The organism is Leucobacter aridicollis, from assembly GCF_024399335.1.
In the GTDB taxonomy this organism is placed as follows: domain Bacteria; phylum Actinomycetota; class Actinomycetes; order Actinomycetales; family Microbacteriaceae; genus Leucobacter; species Leucobacter aridicollis_A.
Map to the genome: position 1 here is coordinate 1,017,452 of NZ_CP075339.1, position 16,420 is coordinate 1,033,871.

Annotated in this window: 21 protein-coding genes; 13 read left to right on the forward strand and 8 right to left on the reverse strand. The window is 64.1% G+C overall.

The window, feature by feature from the left end:
* Window positions 1–9: 9 nt before the first annotated feature.
* Genes KI794_RS04475 through KI794_RS04485 form a run of 3 tightly spaced genes read right to left on the reverse strand, consistent with a single transcriptional unit; the run spans window position 10 to window position 2,954 of the window.
* Window positions 10–783 carry an SDR family NAD(P)-dependent oxidoreductase gene (locus KI794_RS04475; RefSeq protein ID WP_255809295.1) on the reverse strand — a complete coding sequence of 258 codons (774 nt, stop codon included), beginning with the start codon at window positions 781–783 and terminating at the stop codon, window positions 10–12.
* Window positions 784–786: 3 nt separating this feature from the next.
* A complete protein-coding gene (locus KI794_RS04480; protein WP_255809296.1) occupies window positions 787–1,476 on the reverse strand; it encodes an SDR family NAD(P)-dependent oxidoreductase in 690 nt (229 codons plus the stop codon).
* Window positions 1,476–2,954 carry an APC family permease gene (locus tag KI794_RS04485; protein WP_119283126.1) on the reverse strand — a complete coding sequence of 493 codons (1,479 nt, stop codon included), beginning with the start codon at window positions 2,952–2,954 and terminating at the stop codon, window positions 1,476–1,478. The genes KI794_RS04480 and KI794_RS04485 overlap by 1 nt, the downstream gene beginning before the upstream one ends.
* Before the next feature lie 124 nt (window positions 2,955–3,078).
* Here KI794_RS04485 and KI794_RS04490 point away from each other — a divergent pair, with 124 nt between their 5' ends.
* Window positions 3,079–4,437 carry a PucR family transcriptional regulator gene (locus tag KI794_RS04490; protein WP_255809297.1) on the forward strand — a complete coding sequence of 453 codons (1,359 nt, stop codon included), beginning with the start codon at window positions 3,079–3,081 and terminating at the stop codon, window positions 4,435–4,437.
* 35 nt (window positions 4,438–4,472) lie between these two features.
* On the opposite strand, the gene rmuC is transcribed toward KI794_RS04490, so the two are convergent.
* Together rmuC and KI794_RS04500 are read right to left on the reverse strand one after the other, a co-directional pair.
* Entirely contained in the window at window positions 4,473–5,756 is a 1,284-nt protein-coding gene (gene rmuC, locus KI794_RS04495; RefSeq protein ID WP_119283124.1) for a DNA recombination protein RmuC, read from the reverse strand.
* 67 nt (window positions 5,757–5,823) lie between these two features.
* Window positions 5,824–6,408 carry a 3'-5' exonuclease gene (locus KI794_RS04500; protein WP_255809298.1) on the reverse strand — a complete coding sequence of 195 codons (585 nt, stop codon included), beginning with the start codon at window positions 6,406–6,408 and terminating at the stop codon, window positions 5,824–5,826.
* A 128-nt stretch (window positions 6,409–6,536) separates the two neighbouring features.
* Here KI794_RS04500 and KI794_RS04505 point away from each other — a divergent pair, with 128 nt between their 5' ends.
* The 4 genes from KI794_RS04505 to KI794_RS04520 all read left to right on the forward strand — a co-directional run bounded on the left by KI794_RS04505 (window position 6,537) and on the right by KI794_RS04520 (window position 9,355).
* Entirely contained in the window at window positions 6,537–6,962 is a 426-nt protein-coding gene (locus KI794_RS04505) for a DUF1761 domain-containing protein (protein ID WP_119283413.1), read from the forward strand.
* Between the two features lie 49 nt (window positions 6,963–7,011).
* On the forward strand, window positions 7,012–8,085 hold the full coding sequence (gene ychF, locus KI794_RS04510) for a redox-regulated ATPase YchF (protein WP_119283412.1): 1,074 nt from the start codon (window positions 7,012–7,014) through the stop codon (window positions 8,083–8,085).
* Window positions 8,086–8,300: 215 nt separating this feature from the next.
* Window positions 8,301–8,972 carry a class I SAM-dependent methyltransferase gene (locus KI794_RS04515; RefSeq protein WP_255809299.1) on the forward strand — a complete coding sequence of 224 codons (672 nt, stop codon included), beginning with the start codon at window positions 8,301–8,303 and terminating at the stop codon, window positions 8,970–8,972.
* Between the two features lie 20 nt (window positions 8,973–8,992).
* Window positions 8,993–9,355 carry a hypothetical protein gene (locus KI794_RS04520; RefSeq protein WP_119283122.1) on the forward strand — a complete coding sequence of 121 codons (363 nt, stop codon included), beginning with the start codon at window positions 8,993–8,995 and terminating at the stop codon, window positions 9,353–9,355.
* 38 nt (window positions 9,356–9,393) lie between these two features.
* Here the strand turns inward: KI794_RS04520 and yiaA are convergent, their stop codons facing one another.
* Entirely contained in the window at window positions 9,394–9,894 is a 501-nt protein-coding gene (gene yiaA, locus KI794_RS04525) for an inner membrane protein YiaA (protein WP_255809300.1), read from the reverse strand.
* Window positions 9,895–10,089: 195 nt separating this feature from the next.
* On the opposite strand from yiaA, the gene KI794_RS04530 reads away from it, so the two are divergent.
* Window positions 10,090–10,473: a zinc ribbon domain-containing protein YjdM gene (locus KI794_RS04530; protein ID WP_255809301.1), complete on the forward strand. Its 384-nt coding sequence runs from the start codon at window positions 10,090–10,092 to the stop codon at window positions 10,471–10,473.
* Here KI794_RS04530 and KI794_RS04535 read toward each other — a convergent pair.
* Window positions 10,460–11,596 carry a hypothetical protein gene (locus tag KI794_RS04535; protein ID WP_255809302.1) on the reverse strand — a complete coding sequence of 379 codons (1,137 nt, stop codon included), beginning with the start codon at window positions 11,594–11,596 and terminating at the stop codon, window positions 10,460–10,462. The two genes, KI794_RS04530 and KI794_RS04535, sit on opposite strands and share 14 nt — an antisense overlap.
* Window positions 11,597–11,650: 54 nt before the next feature.
* A complete protein-coding gene (locus tag KI794_RS04540; RefSeq protein WP_255809303.1) occupies window positions 11,651–12,058 on the reverse strand; it encodes a VOC family protein in 408 nt (135 codons plus the stop codon).
* A 134-nt stretch (window positions 12,059–12,192) separates the two neighbouring features.
* Between KI794_RS04540 and KI794_RS04545 the strand changes: the two genes are divergently transcribed.
* The 7 genes from KI794_RS04545 (at window position 12,193) to KI794_RS04575 (ending at window position 16,413) form a co-directional block, all read left to right on the forward strand.
* Window positions 12,193–12,615 (forward strand): VOC family protein, encoded by a 423-nt coding sequence (locus tag KI794_RS04545; RefSeq protein WP_119283118.1) that lies wholly within the window; start codon window positions 12,193–12,195, stop codon window positions 12,613–12,615.
* A gap of 41 nt (window positions 12,616–12,656) precedes the next feature.
* On the forward strand, window positions 12,657–13,151 hold the full coding sequence (locus KI794_RS04550) for an NUDIX domain-containing protein (RefSeq protein WP_119283117.1): 495 nt from the start codon (window positions 12,657–12,659) through the stop codon (window positions 13,149–13,151).
* 60 nt (window positions 13,152–13,211) lie between these two features.
* On the forward strand, window positions 13,212–13,421 hold the full coding sequence (locus tag KI794_RS04555; protein WP_119283116.1) for a DUF4287 domain-containing protein: 210 nt from the start codon (window positions 13,212–13,214) through the stop codon (window positions 13,419–13,421).
* The gene (locus tag KI794_RS04560; RefSeq protein WP_119283115.1) at window positions 13,421–13,852 is read left to right on the forward strand and encodes a DUF1801 domain-containing protein; all 432 of its coding nucleotides are present in this window, start codon (window positions 13,421–13,423) and stop codon (window positions 13,850–13,852) included. The genes KI794_RS04555 and KI794_RS04560 overlap by 1 nt, the downstream gene beginning before the upstream one ends.
* A 29-nt stretch (window positions 13,853–13,881) precedes the next feature.
* Entirely contained in the window at window positions 13,882–14,631 is a 750-nt protein-coding gene (locus tag KI794_RS04565) for a GTP pyrophosphokinase (RefSeq protein ID WP_255809304.1), read from the forward strand.
* Window positions 14,632–14,695: 64 nt separating this feature from the next.
* Complete coding sequence (locus KI794_RS04570; protein ID WP_255809305.1) at window positions 14,696–15,469, forward strand: phosphotransferase; 774 nt, start codon at window positions 14,696–14,698, stop codon at window positions 15,467–15,469.
* A gap of 44 nt (window positions 15,470–15,513) precedes the next feature.
* Window positions 15,514–16,413, forward strand: a complete 900-nt coding sequence (locus KI794_RS04575) for a hypothetical protein (RefSeq protein ID WP_255809306.1) — start codon at window positions 15,514–15,516, stop codon at window positions 16,411–16,413.
* Window positions 16,414–16,420 lie beyond the last annotated feature (7 nt).

A 16,420-nucleotide genomic window follows, 5' to 3' on the forward strand; every position in this document is an offset into this window, starting at 1 on the left:
TTGACCTTCCTACACGCGGCCGCGGGTCGCGCCGCCGTTGATCTGAATGGTTTGGCCTGCCATCGCCGTGAGCGCGGGGTCGCAGAGAAACCTGACGGCTTCGGCGATCTCTTCGGGCTGCCCGATTCTGCCGACGGGGATGCCAGCCGAATACTCGCGATGCATTTCTTCGAGGGTGAGCCCCGCGGCTTCAGCGTCGACAGAGAGTTGGGGAGTGTCGATGACGCCCGGAGCGATTGCGTTCACGAAGATCCCTTCGGGCGCGAGCTCGTGGCCGAGAGACTTGACGAGGCTGATGAGGCCTGCCTTCGATGCGGCGTAGGCAGTCGCCTCTGGCCAGCCAGTGACTCCCCACTCACTCACGATGACGACGATCCTGCCGCCGCGCCCCGTCTCCCGCATCACGAGGGTGGCCTCCTGGATGAGCGCGAAGGTACCTAACAGGTTTGTTTCCACGACACGCCACCACTCGGCCTCGTTGGCGTTAGACATGAGCGACATCGACATCGTTGCGTGATTTGCCACGAGTACGTCGAGCCCGTCTGTGCGCGCCGCCTCACGAACCAGACCCCGACATCCAGCGGGCGTTGACAGGTCGGCGACAATACCGGAAACGGAGGGGATGCTCTCCAAGAGCCCCAACCGGGCATCGCGCGCGCGACCGTGGGCGAACACTGTCGCCCCTGCATCGCTGAGTGCGGCAACCTGGGCCTGACCAAGCCCGCCGGTTGCGCCGGTGACGAGGGCTCGACTGCCAGTAAGAAGTCGTGTGCGTGTGGCCATGACTTAGATCACTGCTCCTGAGTTCGGGTGAAGCGTATCGCCGGTGATGAATCCGCTCGAGGTCATGAGATACGAGACGCAGGCTGCGACGTCAGCAGGCTCGGCAAGCGCGCGAGTGGGCAGCGTCGCGAGGTAATCCTGGTCCCGCCACGGGGAGTCATCCGAGAGCATTGGCGTGTTCGTAGGCCCTGGCGCGACAGAGTTGACTGTGATGCCGGTGCCTGCGAGTTCGGCGGCGAGGCTTCGCATGGCGCCGAGAACCGCGCCTTTCGCCGCAGAATAGTGTGAGTCGCGCGCTCCTCCGCCAATCGCCAGCTCGCTGGTGATCGCGATGATCCTGCCCGAACCTGCGTCGCGCATTCCTGGAATGACTGCCCGGGCGGTCGCGAAGAAGCCGCCCAAGTGGGTGTGAAGCATCGCGCTCGCTGCAGCGTCGCTCACCTCTGTGAAGGGCACGCTCTCGTAGTTGCCAGCGGCGCTCACGACACCGAACACGGGCCCAAACTGTTTGATTACCTCTGCGGTCGCAGTGCTGACCGCTTGAGTGTCGGCAACGTCGATGACCCAGCTCGCGGCTGCATCCGGCGCATGCTTCCGATCGAAGCCGACAACCACGAAGCCTTCCTCCGTGAGCCGCCTTGAGATTGCAGCGCCCATTCCGCCGGCCGCCCCAGTCACGATAACCGTACGCATCACCGAGCCTCGCTTTCGGGCTGAGGAGCAGGCTCCGGAAGTACAACGGCGCGTGTCTCGACGTTCGCGATCCGTCCGCGCACGCGCATGTATACAAGAGCCCCGAGCACTGAGAGCACCACGGTGCCTACTACGACGGACCAGTCGAGGAGCGGGTTGCTGTTCGCGGGCCTGGGCCACGCGATGTTGATGAGTTCGAGCGTGACCCAGGCGAAGGCAATGATGGCGACCGGAACGGTCAAACGTCCGAGCGAGAACGGGCCCGGAACCCAGCGGCGCCTGATAACCGCGACCATGAATGCCGCGACAGGGAAGAGGAAACTGAGGTAGAACCCGCCCGAGGTGAAGTTCACCATGATCGTGTACAGGTTCTCGGCAACGTTACTCAGGAGGAACAGGGCGGTTCCCACGGCAGTTGTGACAAGGATCGCCGCGATCGGCTGACGCTGCCCGCGGCTCAGCCTGACGAGAGTTGCAGAGAACGGGAGGGCGTTGTCGCGGGCCTTAGCCCAGATGAGTCGAGAGGCAGCCGTCTGCAGAGCGAGGAAACTCGCGATGAAGCCGATCGCGAAGAGCGCCTGCAGCGGCAGCGCGATGCCCGCGCCGAGCTGGGCGGTGAGGACTGCGTGGACTGGGTCCACGTCGTACCCAGGCAGAAGCTCGGGGTTCTCCGGCGTCGCGAGGATGATTGCAAGGCTCGAGAACATCACGACGACGGCGATGAACGAGATGGAGAAGAGCACTGCCTTCGGCAGGTTCTTGCGTGGCTCGTGGACTTCCTCAGCGATCGAACCCGCGCTCTCAAACCCTACAAACGAGAAGCCGATGAACACGATTGCGAGCAGGAAGGGGCCGCCGATTGCAAAGAACTCCTCGCCTGCCCCGACGCTGCGACCGCCGTCGAACAACACGGAAAGGTCATGCTCGCGTCTGGTGATCAGGAGCCAGATGCCGAGCCCCACTGAGCCGATCACCTCGGCAATGATGCTCGCAAACATGAAGCCCTTGAGTACCTGGCGCCCTGCAAGGTTTACGAGGGTGCCACACACGAGAACGACGAAGGCGATGAGTGCGACCTGGGTGCCAGTTGGGTGATCCAAGCCGATGATGTTGGCGATGAATCTTGCTGCTCCGAGGGCGACTGTCGCCATCGCGATCGTCAACGTCCAGATGTAGAACCAGCCGGCAAACCAGCCATAGCCCGGGCCGGCGAGTCTGCTCGCCCATTGGTAGATCGAGCCCTCGATGGGCCACCGCGAGACGAGGGTGGCGAACACGAGCGCGACGAAGAACTGCCCGCCGAAGACGACGACAAAGCCCCACCAGAAGCTTGGGCCAGCCGCCGCAATCGCTATGCCGTAGATGCCATAGAGCGCCACAATCGGCGAGATGAAGGCGAACGCAAAGGCGAACGCAGCGCCGAAGGTGAACTCGCGCTTGAGCGTTCTTCCGTGATCTGGGGCTTGTTGTGCTGTCACCGTGGTCTCCTTTGGCCGTGCTGGTCAGGCGTTCCAATTATCCATCTGGCTACCTTTGGGTGCGAAAAACTTCGTCATACGTCCACTTGGCAGTGGATTCAATGTAGGAAGCTACACTCGTCTCATGACGAACGATGCGTTGAGTTCTGGTCCGACGGTGACGGTGGGCGACATCGTCTCTGAGCGGACACTCGCGGTTGAAGCCGTCGTGATGCCGGCCGGAGGGTTGGAACGCCCGGTCGCGTGGGTGCATGCGACCGAACAGCTTGACCCTCGCCCGCACCTGCGACGCAACGAGATTGTCTGCACGCTGGGGAGTGCACTTGTCAGAGAACGCTCGGCTCGGTCGTTCGTCGAGGCGCTCGTTTCCGCTGGTGTCGCTGGCCTTGCTCTCGGCCTCGGCGAGGTGCATCTGTCCCCGCCTGCGGAGCTCCTCTCCGAATGCGAAGCGAACGGGCTTCCGCTCTTGGTTCTGCCGCATGGAGTGCCGTTCCTCGCCGTGAATGACGCGATTCTCAGGCATCGATCGCGACTTGAGGTCGAGGCGCGGCGGCAGGAGACTGAACTGCTGTCGCAACTGATGACAGCCGCACGAACCGGGCAGGGTGAGGCCGCAATGCTTGACGCCGTGTGTGCGGAGTTCGGTGGCTCGATCGACGTCGTGGGCAGATCGAGCGCACCGGTCTGGATCGGCGATGGGGTCGGGCCATCAACCGCATTTCTTGATCAGCTTGGAAGCGTGCTCGAACTCGTGAGGCTTGAGCGGGAGCGGGAGGCATCGGAGGCGTTCTCGCAGACTGGACAGCTGGTTGCGCTGGTGGGGGAGGGCCTCGCCCACCCTGCTGCGCTGCTCCCTGAGCTTGAACGATGTGGTGTGACGTCAGCTGCCTTCCGAGTCTCGCTGTGGCCGATGGGAAGTGAGGGGCCACTCGTCGACCGGTGGCCGAACTCGTTGGTCGGCGTCGTGCCTGAGGGCGTGGTCTTGCTCGCAGCTGCCGAAGATCCCGAGCAGTTCCGGGAGCTCGGGCTGGTCTGCGGCTACAGCGCGGTCGTTCGCATCGACGAGATGCGACGAGCGCTGAGCGAGGCGCGCTCCGCGTTGCGCCTGGCTCGAAGCCGCGGTGGTATTGCCGGGCCCGATGCCTTGGTGTCGCTTGAAGCGCTGCTTGAGCAGCAGCCTGCTGACAGGCTGATCCCCTTTATCGAGCAGCTCGTTGCGCCGCTCGTCGCCGCTGATGCTCGGGGCCGGGGCGACCTCGTTCGCACGTTGACCGTCTTTCTCGAAAATGACCGCCAGCTCCAGGCGACGGCCGCGGAGTTGTTCGTGCACGTGAACACGGTGCGTCAGCGTTTCGCGAGAATCAAGGAACTTGTCGACCGAGACCCGCTGTCTCCCGACGAATGCACGGACCTGCGTATTGCTTTGTGGGCTGCTGAGCGCCGCAGCGTAATTCGGCGGCGGCTGACTAAGCCACTCGGGTAGGTGACGCGCCGGCCGTCGCTTCTCCACGAGGGCGACTAGCGGCCACCGCCCCAGAGCGTTGGCTTCTCAGCCTCTGCGGAGTCGGAGTCGGCGTCGGTGTTGTTTCCCGGCGCGCTGGGCTCCGTGGACGCTGCAGGTGCCGGCTCGAACGTCGAGGCGAGTTCGGGTGCAGTCAGAGGGCGCACCGCGTCTTCAAGCTGCACGGGCTCATCGATCGCCGCACCGTTGAGCGCGCTGATCTTGCGGGCAGTGGGGAGTACCTGTCGTTCGAGGGAGCCGACGTAGGCGTTGTACCCCTGTACTCCGCGCGAGAGGGTGCGGCCGAGCTTGTCGAGGTGGGTCGCGCTCACTCCGAGCCGCTTGTGAAGCTCGCGGCCGAGCTCGAACAGGGTGCGGGCCTCACTCGTGAGCGACTCTTGCCGCCAGCTGAACGCAACGGACTTGAGAATCGCCCAGAGGCTGACGGGCGAAGCGAGGGCGACGCGGCGCTCAAACGCGAACTCGAGCAGCACCGGGTCAGTGTCGAGCGCGGCAGACAGCAGTGACTCGCTCGGCACGAACGCGATCACGAACTCGGGGGAGTCGCCGAGCGCTGACGCATAGTCGCGCCCGCTGAGCTCGATGACGTGGTCACGCAGTGCGCGCGCGTGGCGTGTGAGCAGCGCCTGCTGCCGGGCCGCCCGCTCTGTCGGGTCGCCGCCCGATTCGGCCCCGAGATGCTGAGCTTCGAGGTACGCGTCGAACGGAACCTTCGCGTCGATCGCGATCGACTTGCCGCCGGGGAGCTTCACGACCATGTCGGGGCGCAGCGCCCCGCGTTCAGTTTTAATGTGCTGCTGCACCTCGAAGTCGACGTGCTCGAGCATGCCTGACGCCTCGATGATGCGGCGCAGTTGCGTCTCACCCCAGAGGCCTCGGGTGTTGTTCGAACGGAGGGCAGACGCAAGGCCCTCCGCGGTGCCGCGGAGCTTTTCTTCGGCGCGGGCCGCTTGCCGGAGCTGTTCGGCGAGTTCACCGTGCTGCACCGCGCGCTGCTGTTCGATACCGACGACTGTGCGCTCGAGCTTGCCGAGCGAATCACGCAGCGGCATGAGCTGTTGCAGCACGCGCTGCTCCTCACGGTCGAGTTCGATGCGCCGCTCCGTGTTCGCGTGCGCGTCGCGCAGTCTGTCGTTGAGGCCCTGCACGCGCGTCTCGGCGATAGCGAGTTGCTCGCGCAGGCTTCGAGCACGATACGTCGCGACAAAGTAGCCCGCCGCGCCGCCGACGACGAGCACCGCGATGAGCACCGCAGAGAAGATCAGGGGCGAGAATGTCATGCCTCTATCGTGGCATTCGCCACCGACATCGGGGCTGCACGAGGCCGCTGGACGGGGCGAATCTGGTCTACAGCTTGAGCGGGATCGCCTTCAGCTGGTGCAGCTTGACGCCGGCGATCTTCGCAAGAGAGGGCACGTCTTGGGCTTGGTGGCGCTTCGCCGAATCGATGATGATCGAGGCACACGCCTCGGCGTCGGCGAGGGCCTCGTGATGCGCGAACTCGCCGTAACCCGCGGCGGCCGCTGCGAGCGGGAGGCGGTGCGAGGGGATGTCGTAGGTCTTGCGCGAGACCTGCACGCTGCACAGGTACTTCAGGCGCGGGGTGGGCAGTACCGCGTCCGCGCACGCCGCCCGGATCACGCCCATATCGAACGACGCGTTGTGGGCGACCGCCACGTCGGTGCCGATGAACGACAGGAGATCGTCGAACTGCTCGCCCCAGGTCGGCGCATCGACGACCATATCGGGCGTGATGTTGTGGATCTTCACGTTGAACGACTGAAAGTGCGGGTGGCTGGCCGGCGGCTTAATGAGCCAGTACGCGCGGTCGACGACGACACCGTCGCGCACTCGCGCGAGCCCCACCGAGCATGCGGACGCTGGGTTCCCATTTGCGGTCTCGAAATCGATCGCGGTGAAGTCAACTGGCACCCAAAGATCCTCCCACACGGGTCTGACAGTCGACGCGAGTGAGGGTTCCGCTCCCGATCCTGATCGTGTGACAATGAACTCCCACCGGAGTCACACAGGCCCCGGATATTGTGCGAATGGAGTTCGCCATGATTCCTGAGATTAACTATTGGGCAGTGCTCGTCGCGACAGCCTCAACGATGGTCGTCGGGTCAATCTGGTACACGCCGAAAGTGTTTGGCACGCTCTGGATGCGGCTCGCAAACGTGACGCCAAGCGGCAACGCGAAAGACGCTGTTGGGCCGATGATCGCCACGGTGATAGTGAGCTTCATCACCGCCTGGGTATTCGCGGGGGCGATCTGGATCGCGCACTCCTTCTACGGCGGTTCCTTCCTATCGGCGGCGCTCATCACCGGCCTGCTGCTCTGGGCCGGGTTCACTGCGGCGAGGTTCGTGACCCACGACGCGTTCGAAGGGCGACCCGTGAAGCTCACGCTGCTGAACATCGTGCACGAGCTCGTGACAGTTCTCGTGATGGCAGTGATCCTCGGGGCGTGGCCGCCCGCGGTGTGACGGAGAGTACGAGCGCGCGCGGGCGACTTGCCGGGTAGACTTGACCCCCGTGGCTCTAACTATCGGAATCGTCGGTCTCCCGAACGTCGGCAAGTCGACCCTGTTCAACGCTCTCACGCACAATGATGCTCTCGCAGCGAACTACCCGTTCGCGACGATCGAGCCAAACGTTGGCGTCGTCAACCTGCCAGACCCCAGGCTCAACAAGCTCGCTGAGATCTTCGGCAGTGAGCGGATCCTGCCCGCCCCTGTCAGCTTCGTCGACATCGCGGGCATCGTTCGCGGCGCGAGCGAGGGAGAAGGGCTCGGCAACCAGTTCCTCGCAAACATCCGCGAGTCAGACGCGATCGCGCAGGTCGTGCGCGGGTTCTCCGACCCCGACGTGATTCACGTCGACGGCGACGTGAACCCGGCGAGCGACATGGAGACGATCAACACCGAGCTGATCCTCGCCGACATGCAGACCCTCGACAAGGCGCTCCCGCGCTACGAGAAGGAGCTTAAAGGCAAGAAGATCGACGCGTCAGTCGTTGACGCAGCTAAGGCCGCGCTGGCTGCGCTGAACGACGGCACACCGCTTTCGCTCGCGGGCGTGGACCTTGAGCCGATCCGCGAACTCGGGCTGCTCACGGCGAAGCCGTTCCTCTACGTCTTCAACGTCGACGAAGGCGTGCTGCAAGACAAAGCGAAGCTCGCAGAGCTCGCCGACCTCGTCGCCCCGGCGAAGGCGATCTTCCTTGATGCGAAGCTCGAGAGCGAACTCATCGAACTCGACGACGACGATGCGGCCGAGCTGCTCGCGTCGATCGGCCAGGAGGAGAGCGGTCTTGACCAGCTCGCCCGGATCGGCTTCGAGACCCTCGGCCTGCAGACCTACCTCACGGCAGGGCCGAAGGAGGCTCGCGCCTGGACGATCCCGAAGGGCGCGACCGCCCCGCAGGCCGCAGGCGTCATCCACGGCGACTTCGAGAAGGGCTTCATCAAGGGCGAGATCATCTCGTTCGAGGACCTCGTCGAGACAGGCTCCGTTGCCGAAGCCCGCGCGAAGGGCAAGGCCCGCATGGAGGGCAAGGAATACGTTATGCAGGACGGCGACGTCTGCGAGTGGCGGTTTAACGTCTAGTCTTTCCTGGGAGCTGCCCACAGAGCTCGTGAGCGCCGTGCGGTATCGCGAGTTCTCAACAGAATCGTCGGTCCGGGCTGATCCGTCACTCGTGCAGGCTCGGTTGCTCTGCTGCCCGCCCGGCACGCTGTCGCTGACCTTCGTATACTTCTGCATGGTTGCCGCCCGCGTTGTGAAGCTGGGAGGCCAATAACGGCGGAAGGGGTGTGAAAGGCATGCAGCAGGATCCTGCAGCGTTGAACGCGACCGGGTTCGGCGCCGAGATGACGGCTTCCCCCGGCCCCAGTGACATCTGGCTTGACGCTCGCGTCGCCTACGCCGGCCGCGCGGCCGAGTACGTTGCAGCGCTTGGGGATATCGAGGGGATGTCGCCTACTGATCGAGCGAAGATCGGAGCGTGGGCGCTGTCCCTTTCAGGTCCTGTGCTCGATGCAGGCTGCGGGCCTGGGCATTGGACCGCGCACCTGCACGACCTTGGGGTAGAGATCGCTGGCATCGACATGGTGACAGAGTTCGTCGCCAGTGCGAGGGCACGATTTCCAGGCGTCACGTTCCAGGAAGGAACCCTAGGCGCACTGCCGTACCCTGCGGGGGCGCTGACTGGGATCCTCGCGTGGTACTCGCTCATTCATGCTCCGCCAGAGCAAATGCCCGCACTGCTCGCCGAGTTCGCGCGGTGCCTCACGCCCGGCGGTTCGCTACTCGTCGGATTCTTTGACGGCCCACGCATCGAGGCATTCGACCATGCGGTCACGACGGCGTACTTTTGGCCGCCAGCCGAACTCTGCCGCGCTCTCGATAGTGCCGGGTTCACCGTCGTTGACGTCGAAACGCGCACCGACCCGGGTCATCGCCCGCACGCGGCGATCGTGGCGACGCTACGCTAGCTGCATCGGAGAGGAGCCTCATGGGGAAACGGAAGACGCCAGAGGAACGCGCCGCAGAGGAGCGCCGCTACGCGCTCGCGCTCGGTGCGCATACTGACGCCGAGTTCGAGCCGTTCTTCACGGATGCGAACCAGGCGATTCGAAATGCAGCCGCCCTCAATCCCGACGCCAGCGCCAAGGTGCTCGCCCAGTTCGCGAAGGATCGGTTTTGGAGCGTGCGCGTCGCCGTCGCCGAGCACCCGAACACAGACCGGGAAACGCTACTCTCCCTGCTCGAAGCGAATCGCGCGAAACGAGGCGTCGTGCATCACGCCGCGCGGGAACGCCTGGAAGGCGAGGGCGTGATCTTCGGCGAGGATGGAATGCCTGAGGGGCCGCTCTAGCGGGGAGTGCCCGGAAAGCCGGCACTGCCGGCTCAGCCTCAGCCGGCTGCAGTGTCGCGCTGCGCAGTCTGGCGACGCGCCTCCGCGCTGTCGGGTCCGTAGAGCTCAGGGTGTTGCGCCTTGTACGCAATGAGGTCGCGCACGTTCTTCTGTACGACGATGACCGCGAATACTGCCATCGCAAAGGTCATGCCGTACAGGCCGTTCTCGCTGGGGAGGAGCGGGCTGTTCCAGAGCCCCCAGGCAAGCATCGCAAGACTGATGCCCAGTCCAAGCCATGAGACCGCGAGGTAGATCGACGTGACTGGAACGCCCTCGTGGCGATCACGAACGGACTTCTGGAGTCCGACAGCGCTCACGAGCCCGAAGAAGAACGAGCCGAGAAAGAACCCCTTCTCGAATGGGTCCATGTCCGCGCGCCAGAGGCTGATGAAGTAGACGATTACCGCCAGCGCGAGGGCCGCCCATGCTGCCCCGACGAATGCCCCTGTCGGCTTGCCGAACTGCTCTCGGCGAGTCATCGTGAGGTTTTGCTCCATGGAATTGCTCCTTTGCGTTGGATGTGGTCAGCATACCCACGGGTGTGCAGGGCGGCGGGAATATGTTGTGCATGCAGTGATCATCTGGGTGCCCGTCGTCGCAGAGTGCAGTAGCGCGCTGCGGCCTCTCCAGGCACGTGATATGGCTGGCGTATGGTGGAGTTGGCCCCACGGGGAACGGAGAACGGAGCGCGAATGTCTGACCCAGGCGTCATTGCTGAACCAGAGACACCACCATGCCCGGAGTGTGACAGCGAGTTCTCATATGAACTTGGCGCGCTCCTTGCCTGCCCGATGTGCGGTCACGAATGGGCGCCAGGCGAGGCCGCAGCAACCGGTGACGGTGGCGACCCCGCTGAGATCCGCGACGCCGTCGGCAACGTGCTCGCCGACGGCGACACAGTGACCCTTGTGAAGACCGTAAAAGTCTCTGGCGGCGGCGGGGGATCGATCAAAGTCGGAACCAAGGTGGCCGGAATCAGGCTTTCCCCTGGGGGTGCCGGCGGTCACGACATCGATGCAAAAGTGCCTGGCTTTGGCAAGATGCAGCTGAAATCGAGCGTCGTCAAGAAAGCGTAGCGCTCTGAGTGCTTGAGAGCTGCGCGAGCTTGGCACGCATTCGCACGAGGGACCGTTCACGTTCCTTGAGCAGCGCCGCTGGCCACGCAGAATGTCGCAGCGTGAGTGGGTTTGAGAACCAGAGCGCAGCCAAGAGCAGCACGGCGTAGCTCGCTGGAACGAAGATCGGCCTGATCTCGGCGAGCACAAACCAAAGATTGTAGGCGAGCAGCAGGGCCACCCCCACCGCGAGGATGATGCCACCGACAAGTTCAAGTTTGCTGCGCATCTCGTGTCCGCCGAGCCTCGACAGCCTGGCTTCGATCAGCTCGCGTTGAATGAGCGCGACAACGAGAAAAACGAGAGCGCCGATCGCGGTGACGTAGCAGGCTTCAAGGACCGCGGTTGATACCGGTTCGTCGTGCAGGAGCCAGAAGGCGAGGAAGACTACGACAGCGACACAGCCCTGCACAAGAAGTGGCCGACGCCACGGTGAGCGGGTCGTGTGCGAGGTGACACGCGTGTCTCCGTAGAACAGGGCAACGTTTGAAAGGTGAGCGTACTCAGTTTCGGCGCGGGCGATTGTCTGCTGCAGAAGCTCAACTCGACGAGCGACGGGCCTGAAATCGAGCCGCCCGAGCACGAGCGCCAAGATGACCGAGACCGGGGTGAGAAAGAGCAGCCCCCAGAGCTGTTGGCCGCCATCGCTTGTGGCTGTCGGGCCGTGGGTTGAGAGCACAACGACTGCGAGCACGGTCCAGGCAAGCATGAACCCGCCGATGAGCGCGGCCACATAGGGGAGCGGACGCAGCACTGACTGACTGTCGAGGTCAGCGTTCGGGGTGACCAGGAAGCCGAGGCCGACGAGCAACGCGAGCAACGACGGGGCGACCCAACCGACGTAGCTGCCCGATATTGCGACAACTTCCACGACCTCCTGCCAAGCTGCGCCGTAGTGCGGTGCGAGGGAGTCTTCGGCTGCGAGCATCGCCGCTCGCGCGAAGAACGCGAGAAAGAACACGAGCGGCCACAGGAGCGAACCCGCACCGAAGAGCACCGCGGAGGCGCCCCAGCTGTCTGACATGGCCTGGGTGCTGCCTGGCGACGGTGCCGCGGGCGTCTCTGTATGCTCGGTGTTCGTCATAGCGCTCTGCAGCGATAGTACCGAGAGACGCGACGAGACGTGTCGAGCGGCGCGTTACGCGTCGAGGTTGCTTTCTTTGCACAGACAGAACAGGTGCCCGGCTGGATCGGCAAACACGATGAACGAACCGCTCTGGCTCGGTTGGACCTCGTGCCGTCGAGCTCCGAAGGCGACCGCGGCGGACGCGGCCGACTCGAGGTCGGGTACGTAGAAGTCGAGGTGGGCCTGCTGTGGCACCGAGCCCTCTGGCCACTCCGGTGCACGGTAGTTCTCAACCTGCTGGAAGGCGAGAAAATGCGAGCCTGGCGTAGCCGGGGGTGGCTGCACCTCCACCCAGTGGTCGTCGTCGGGGTCGAACGATACCTCCCAGCCGAGGAGTGCAGCGTAGAACTCGGCGAGGGTGACGGCGTCAGGGCAGTCGAGTGCAAAGGTAGTGCGGGTCACTGTGATCGGAGATGTCATGCGAAAAGTGTAGGTACCCTCTACGCAGCTGTCCACGACGCAGTCCCTGCAGCGTGTCAGCAGATTAATGCTGCGGTGCGGCCTGATCCGAGGGATACTGAGTTCTGACCCTGTCACAGTCGAAGGAAGCCCCCATGGCTCATATGCTCGCGACATACATTGCTCTGCCAGGCACGACCGGCGAGGCGATGGAACACTGGCACGACGTTTTCGGGGGCGACCTCGAGATTATTCGCTACGGCGAGGCAAACCTGAAGGACCTGCCGTTCGACCCACCGCCGAACGCTGTGGCGCACGCGTCGCTCACCTTGCCCGCAGGGATTATCACTGGCGGCGACGTGATGGATCAGGGAACCGAGTACCCGGTTCGCGGAACCGCATACTCGCTGCTCTATACGACGGACACTCCCGAGGAAGCGCAGCTGTACATCGACAGGCTCACCGCTGCGGGAGGTTCGCTCGGTATGCCGTTTGAGCAGGCGCCCTGGGGTGACTGGTACGGTCAGGTATTCGACAGGTACGGCGTGATGTGGGCCTTCTCGTGCGCGGTGATCTAGTGCGCGCGATCGCCAGCATGCGCGGGAGATAAGGATCGGCAATGGCGTTCGCAGACTCGTATCTCGGGCGACTGCGACAGCACGTTGGCAATGCCGAACTGCTCGCCCCGGGCGCGCAGGTGCTGCTACTCGCAGATGATGACCACGCGGTCTTTCAACGCCGCGCTGACTCTGGCGGATGGGAGATTCCTGCCGGGAGCGCGGAGCCAGGCCAGAGCTTTGTCGACACCGCAGTAGCTGAGGTCGAAGAGGAACTCGGGGTAACGCTCGCACCCGACGCGCTCACAGCGTTCGCGTCGTTCTCCGATCCGCTTGAGCACCGGCTCGTGTACCCCAACGGCGACATCGTGCACGCTTTTGCGCTGTGCTTCTTCACGAGTGAATGGGCGGGGGAGATTCACCCAGATCCTGCCGAAGTAACTGAGTGGGGAGTATTTCCGCTCGCCGACCCGCCCCCGGGGCTACAGCGCGCAACCGGGATCGTGCTCGAGCTCTTTGCGGAGTTTCGACATACCGGGCAGTTCCAAGCCCGGTAGGTGCCAATGTCGCACCCCAGTGCTACTTTCAACATCTCACCACACGTAGGAGGATCTGCCGTGAGCGAACCAGTCAAGGGCCCGAAGTCCTACTTCCCGTCTATCGAGGCGAAATACGGTAAGTCAATCGACGAATGGCTTGAGTTGCTCCGCCCACATTCAGGCGAGAAGCACATGGAGCAGGTCGCCTTTCTCAAAGAACAGGGAATGGGGCACGGGCACGCGAACGCGCTCGTCCATGTCTTTCGTGCAGAGCACGGCGGAGCCTGATGGCGGCGAAAGCCCCGGCAATGTCGCCGTCTGCGATGCCCGTCGCCGACGTGCTTGACCGGGTGACCGGCCCCCGCCGCGCTGAGGCCGACGAACTGCTTGCCCTGCATCGCGAGGTGAGTGGTGTAGAGCCCGTTGTGTGGGCCGGTCGCATTATCGGGTTCGGCGAGTACGAGTACACGTACGAAAGCGGTCACAGCGGTCGGGCGCCCGAACTCGCCTTTGCAACCGGTGCGCAGCGGCACACGATCTACCTCACGCCAGACTTTGCCGACCGCTGGCCTGATCTCGTCGACGCACTGGGCCCGCATAAGGCGAGTAAGGTGTGCCTGTACCTCACGCGCTTGACGAAAATCGACATGTCAGTGCTCAGGGAGTTTCTTGAGCGCGCGCTGAGCGAAACTCGCTCAGGCGACCCGATGCACAGCTGATTCAGAGAGGTCAGAGTTAGCCTCACATCATGAGCAACACCGCACCTATCCCGCGAGCTCCCATCTCCGCCGTCGGCGATGAGATCACCATCTCCCCAAGCGAGCTTCGCTCCCTCGGAGGGGAACTCCAACGGTTCATGCTTGAGTACCGGTTCGCGATGCAGGAGGTCGAGACGAAGCTCGCGATCCTCCGCGAGGAGTTCGTGCACATGCACGAGTACAACCCGATCGAGCACGTATCGAGCCGAGTGAAGAGCGCCGAGAGTCTGCTCTCGAAGGTCGAGCGCCGCGGAGTGAGCCCCGAGATCGAGTCGATTCGGCGCGAGATCCAAGACATCGCTGGCGTGCGCGTTACATGCGCTTTCATCCGCGACGTGTACCGCCTGTTTGGCTTGCTCACACAGCAGGACGACCTCACCGTGCTCGAGGTCGAAGACTATATCGAGAACCCGAAGCCGAACGGCTACAAGAGCCTGCACGCGATCTTGTCGGTGCCCGTATATCTTTCGAGTGGCCGAGTTGATGTACCAGTCGAGGTCCAGTTTCGTACGATCGCCATGGACTTCTGGGCAAGCCTCGAGCACAAGATCTACTACAAATACCAGCGGCAGGTGCCGGAAGAGATGATGGCCGAGCTGAAGCAAGCCGCTGATTCCGCCGCTGAGCTCGACACACGGATGCAGAGCCTCCACGTGCAGATGCACGGCGACCCGGCTCCGACTTCACCAATTAACCTGCGAGAGATCCGGGAGGTCCGCGAGCGCATCCGTCGCGTCTAAGTGACAAGGTGGCCACGCTGTCTGTTTCGCGCGATCGCACGGTCTCACCCCGTAGGCTCGATCTGTGGAAGAAACTCAACGCGGTGAACACCTGCCTGGCGGATCTGGCGGGGTCTGGCGTATCCAAGGGCCTGATGGGGTGACACGCGTGCACCGACCTACAGGCGCTTGGACGCCCGCGGTGCACGAGTTGCTTGCGCATCTCGCAGCCAAGGGCCTCGACGGCATCCCCGAGGTGTACGGCACCGATGACGCTGGACGCGAAGTGCTGAGCTACCTGCCTGGAGACACGCTTGATCCAGAGCGCGAGCAGCCGAGCGCGCGCGCGCTCGCCGCCGCGGTCGGATGGCTTCGTCGGTTCCATGACGCCGTCGCTGACTTCGAGCCAACGAGTAATGTGTGGCGCCCGGGGGAGCTGCGACTAGCCCAGGATCGTGGAGAGATCATTTGCCACAACGACCCGGGCCTGTACAACTGGGTCGTTGTCGACGGCGAGTTCGCCGGAATGATCGACTGGGACAGGGCCGGCCCGGGCTTGCCGCTCGACGACCTCGCATTTCTGGTGTGGTCTGGCGTTCCGCTGCTCCGCGAGATCCCGCCTGCGGAGGCAGCTGACCGCATCAAGATCGCCGCGGAGACGTATGGCGGTGTCGATGGCAGGGAACTCCTTGACGCTGTGACCCGCCGGATGGGGCTCATCGAAACTCGATGGAAGGCGGGGCTCGACAGGGGCGACCCGGGAACGATTGCGTTGCGAGACGCAGGAATCATGGCCCGACACGAGGCTCGGGTCGCAGCGTTCGAGCATCGCCGGGAAGAGCTCGACGCGCTCCTCTGAGGCGCCGATCTGGTGATTCAGGCTTCGTCGTTTAGGCTTGTGCTGTGAGTAGAGACCCTTTGGAAGAACTCTTCGGCCCGCTTGACTCGGACAATACCGACACCGGCGCCCTAGAGACTTCGACGAAGCCCGCGGAGGCCGTCGACACCTCGGCCGCGACACGAGCTTTCGATCCGGCGCCTGCAGTGCGCCCGCAGGCCGCGCAGGAACAGCCGGCCCCGAGGCCGGCTGTTCCTGCCGACGCTCCGACCGCCCCGTTCGCGCCTACGCCCGCGGCTGCACCGCGGACCGCGGCTGCGGCCTCCGGCGCGCCGGCCCCCGGCCCAGTCAGGGCCCGCGCGACGCGCGATGTCCGGCAGGAGCTGCCGACGCGCCCCGTCCCTGCCGAGTCGAAGCGTTCCAACGCCGCATTGCCGTGGATCATTGTTGCTGCGGTTGCAGTGCTCGCCCTCGTTGGCGCACTCCTTGTCGTGAACGCGATTCGGGGCACAGACGAGCAGACTCCAGCGCCAACAACCGAGGCGCCGGCACCCACGCCAACCGAGCCGGAACCCACCGAGAGCGAGACTCCGCCGACCACTCCCGAGGAGCCCGAAGTTGAGGAGGCGCCGAAGGTTGACGTTGGGCCCAACCCGATCTCTATGGACATCTCGTTTGCAGGGATCTCGGTTGAGTCCTCGCAGAAACTCACGAATCCGCTCTGGTTCTATCAGGCCGGGCCACCCGAGCGAGTCATGTTCGAATCGGGTCTCATGAACACCTTCCCAGACTCGTGCTCAGAGATGCGGAGCCCGACGGGGCAGAGCCCCTGGGGCATCGAGAAGGGCGAAGGCAACACCTGGACCGTTGTGCGCCCCGAGGGCACTTGCGAAGCTGACCCCAAGCTCTACAACGAGGTATGGGGCCTCATGCAGGCTGTGGCCGACAGCGCGAAGCCACTGTAGGCCTGCC

Bases quoted from the DNA above. Each gene is read 5' to 3' on its own strand.
- KI794_RS04475 (WP_255809295.1), bottom strand. From the start codon at position 783: ATGGCCACACGCACACGACTTCTTACTGGCAGTCGAGCCCTCGTCACC.
- KI794_RS04480 (WP_255809296.1), bottom strand. From the start codon at position 1,476: ATGCGTACGGTTATCGTGACTGGGGCGGCCGGCGGAATGGGCGCTGCA.
- KI794_RS04490 (WP_255809297.1), top strand. From the start codon at position 3,079: ATGACGAACGATGCGTTGAGTTCTGGTCCGACGGTGACGGTGGGCGAC.
- rmuC (WP_119283124.1), bottom strand. From the start codon at position 5,756: ATGACATTCTCGCCCCTGATCTTCTCTGCGGTGCTCATCGCGGTGCTC.
- KI794_RS04505 (WP_119283413.1), top strand. From the start codon at position 6,537: ATGATTCCTGAGATTAACTATTGGGCAGTGCTCGTCGCGACAGCCTCA.
- KI794_RS04515 (WP_255809299.1), top strand. From the start codon at position 8,301: ATGCAGCAGGATCCTGCAGCGTTGAACGCGACCGGGTTCGGCGCCGAG.
- KI794_RS04520 (WP_119283122.1), top strand. From the start codon at position 8,993: ATGGGGAAACGGAAGACGCCAGAGGAACGCGCCGCAGAGGAGCGCCGC.
- yiaA (WP_255809300.1), bottom strand. From the start codon at position 9,894: ATGGAGCAAAACCTCACGATGACTCGCCGAGAGCAGTTCGGCAAGCCG.
- KI794_RS04530 (WP_255809301.1), top strand. From the start codon at position 10,090: ATGTCTGACCCAGGCGTCATTGCTGAACCAGAGACACCACCATGCCCG.
- KI794_RS04535 (WP_255809302.1), bottom strand. From the start codon at position 11,596: ATGACGAACACCGAGCATACAGAGACGCCCGCGGCACCGTCGCCAGGC.
- KI794_RS04540 (WP_255809303.1), bottom strand. From the start codon at position 12,058: ATGACATCTCCGATCACAGTGACCCGCACTACCTTTGCACTCGACTGC.
- KI794_RS04545 (WP_119283118.1), top strand. From the start codon at position 12,193: ATGGCTCATATGCTCGCGACATACATTGCTCTGCCAGGCACGACCGGC.
- KI794_RS04550 (WP_119283117.1), top strand. From the start codon at position 12,657: ATGGCGTTCGCAGACTCGTATCTCGGGCGACTGCGACAGCACGTTGGC.
- KI794_RS04560 (WP_119283115.1), top strand. From the start codon at position 13,421: ATGGCGGCGAAAGCCCCGGCAATGTCGCCGTCTGCGATGCCCGTCGCC.
- KI794_RS04565 (WP_255809304.1), top strand. From the start codon at position 13,882: ATGAGCAACACCGCACCTATCCCGCGAGCTCCCATCTCCGCCGTCGGC.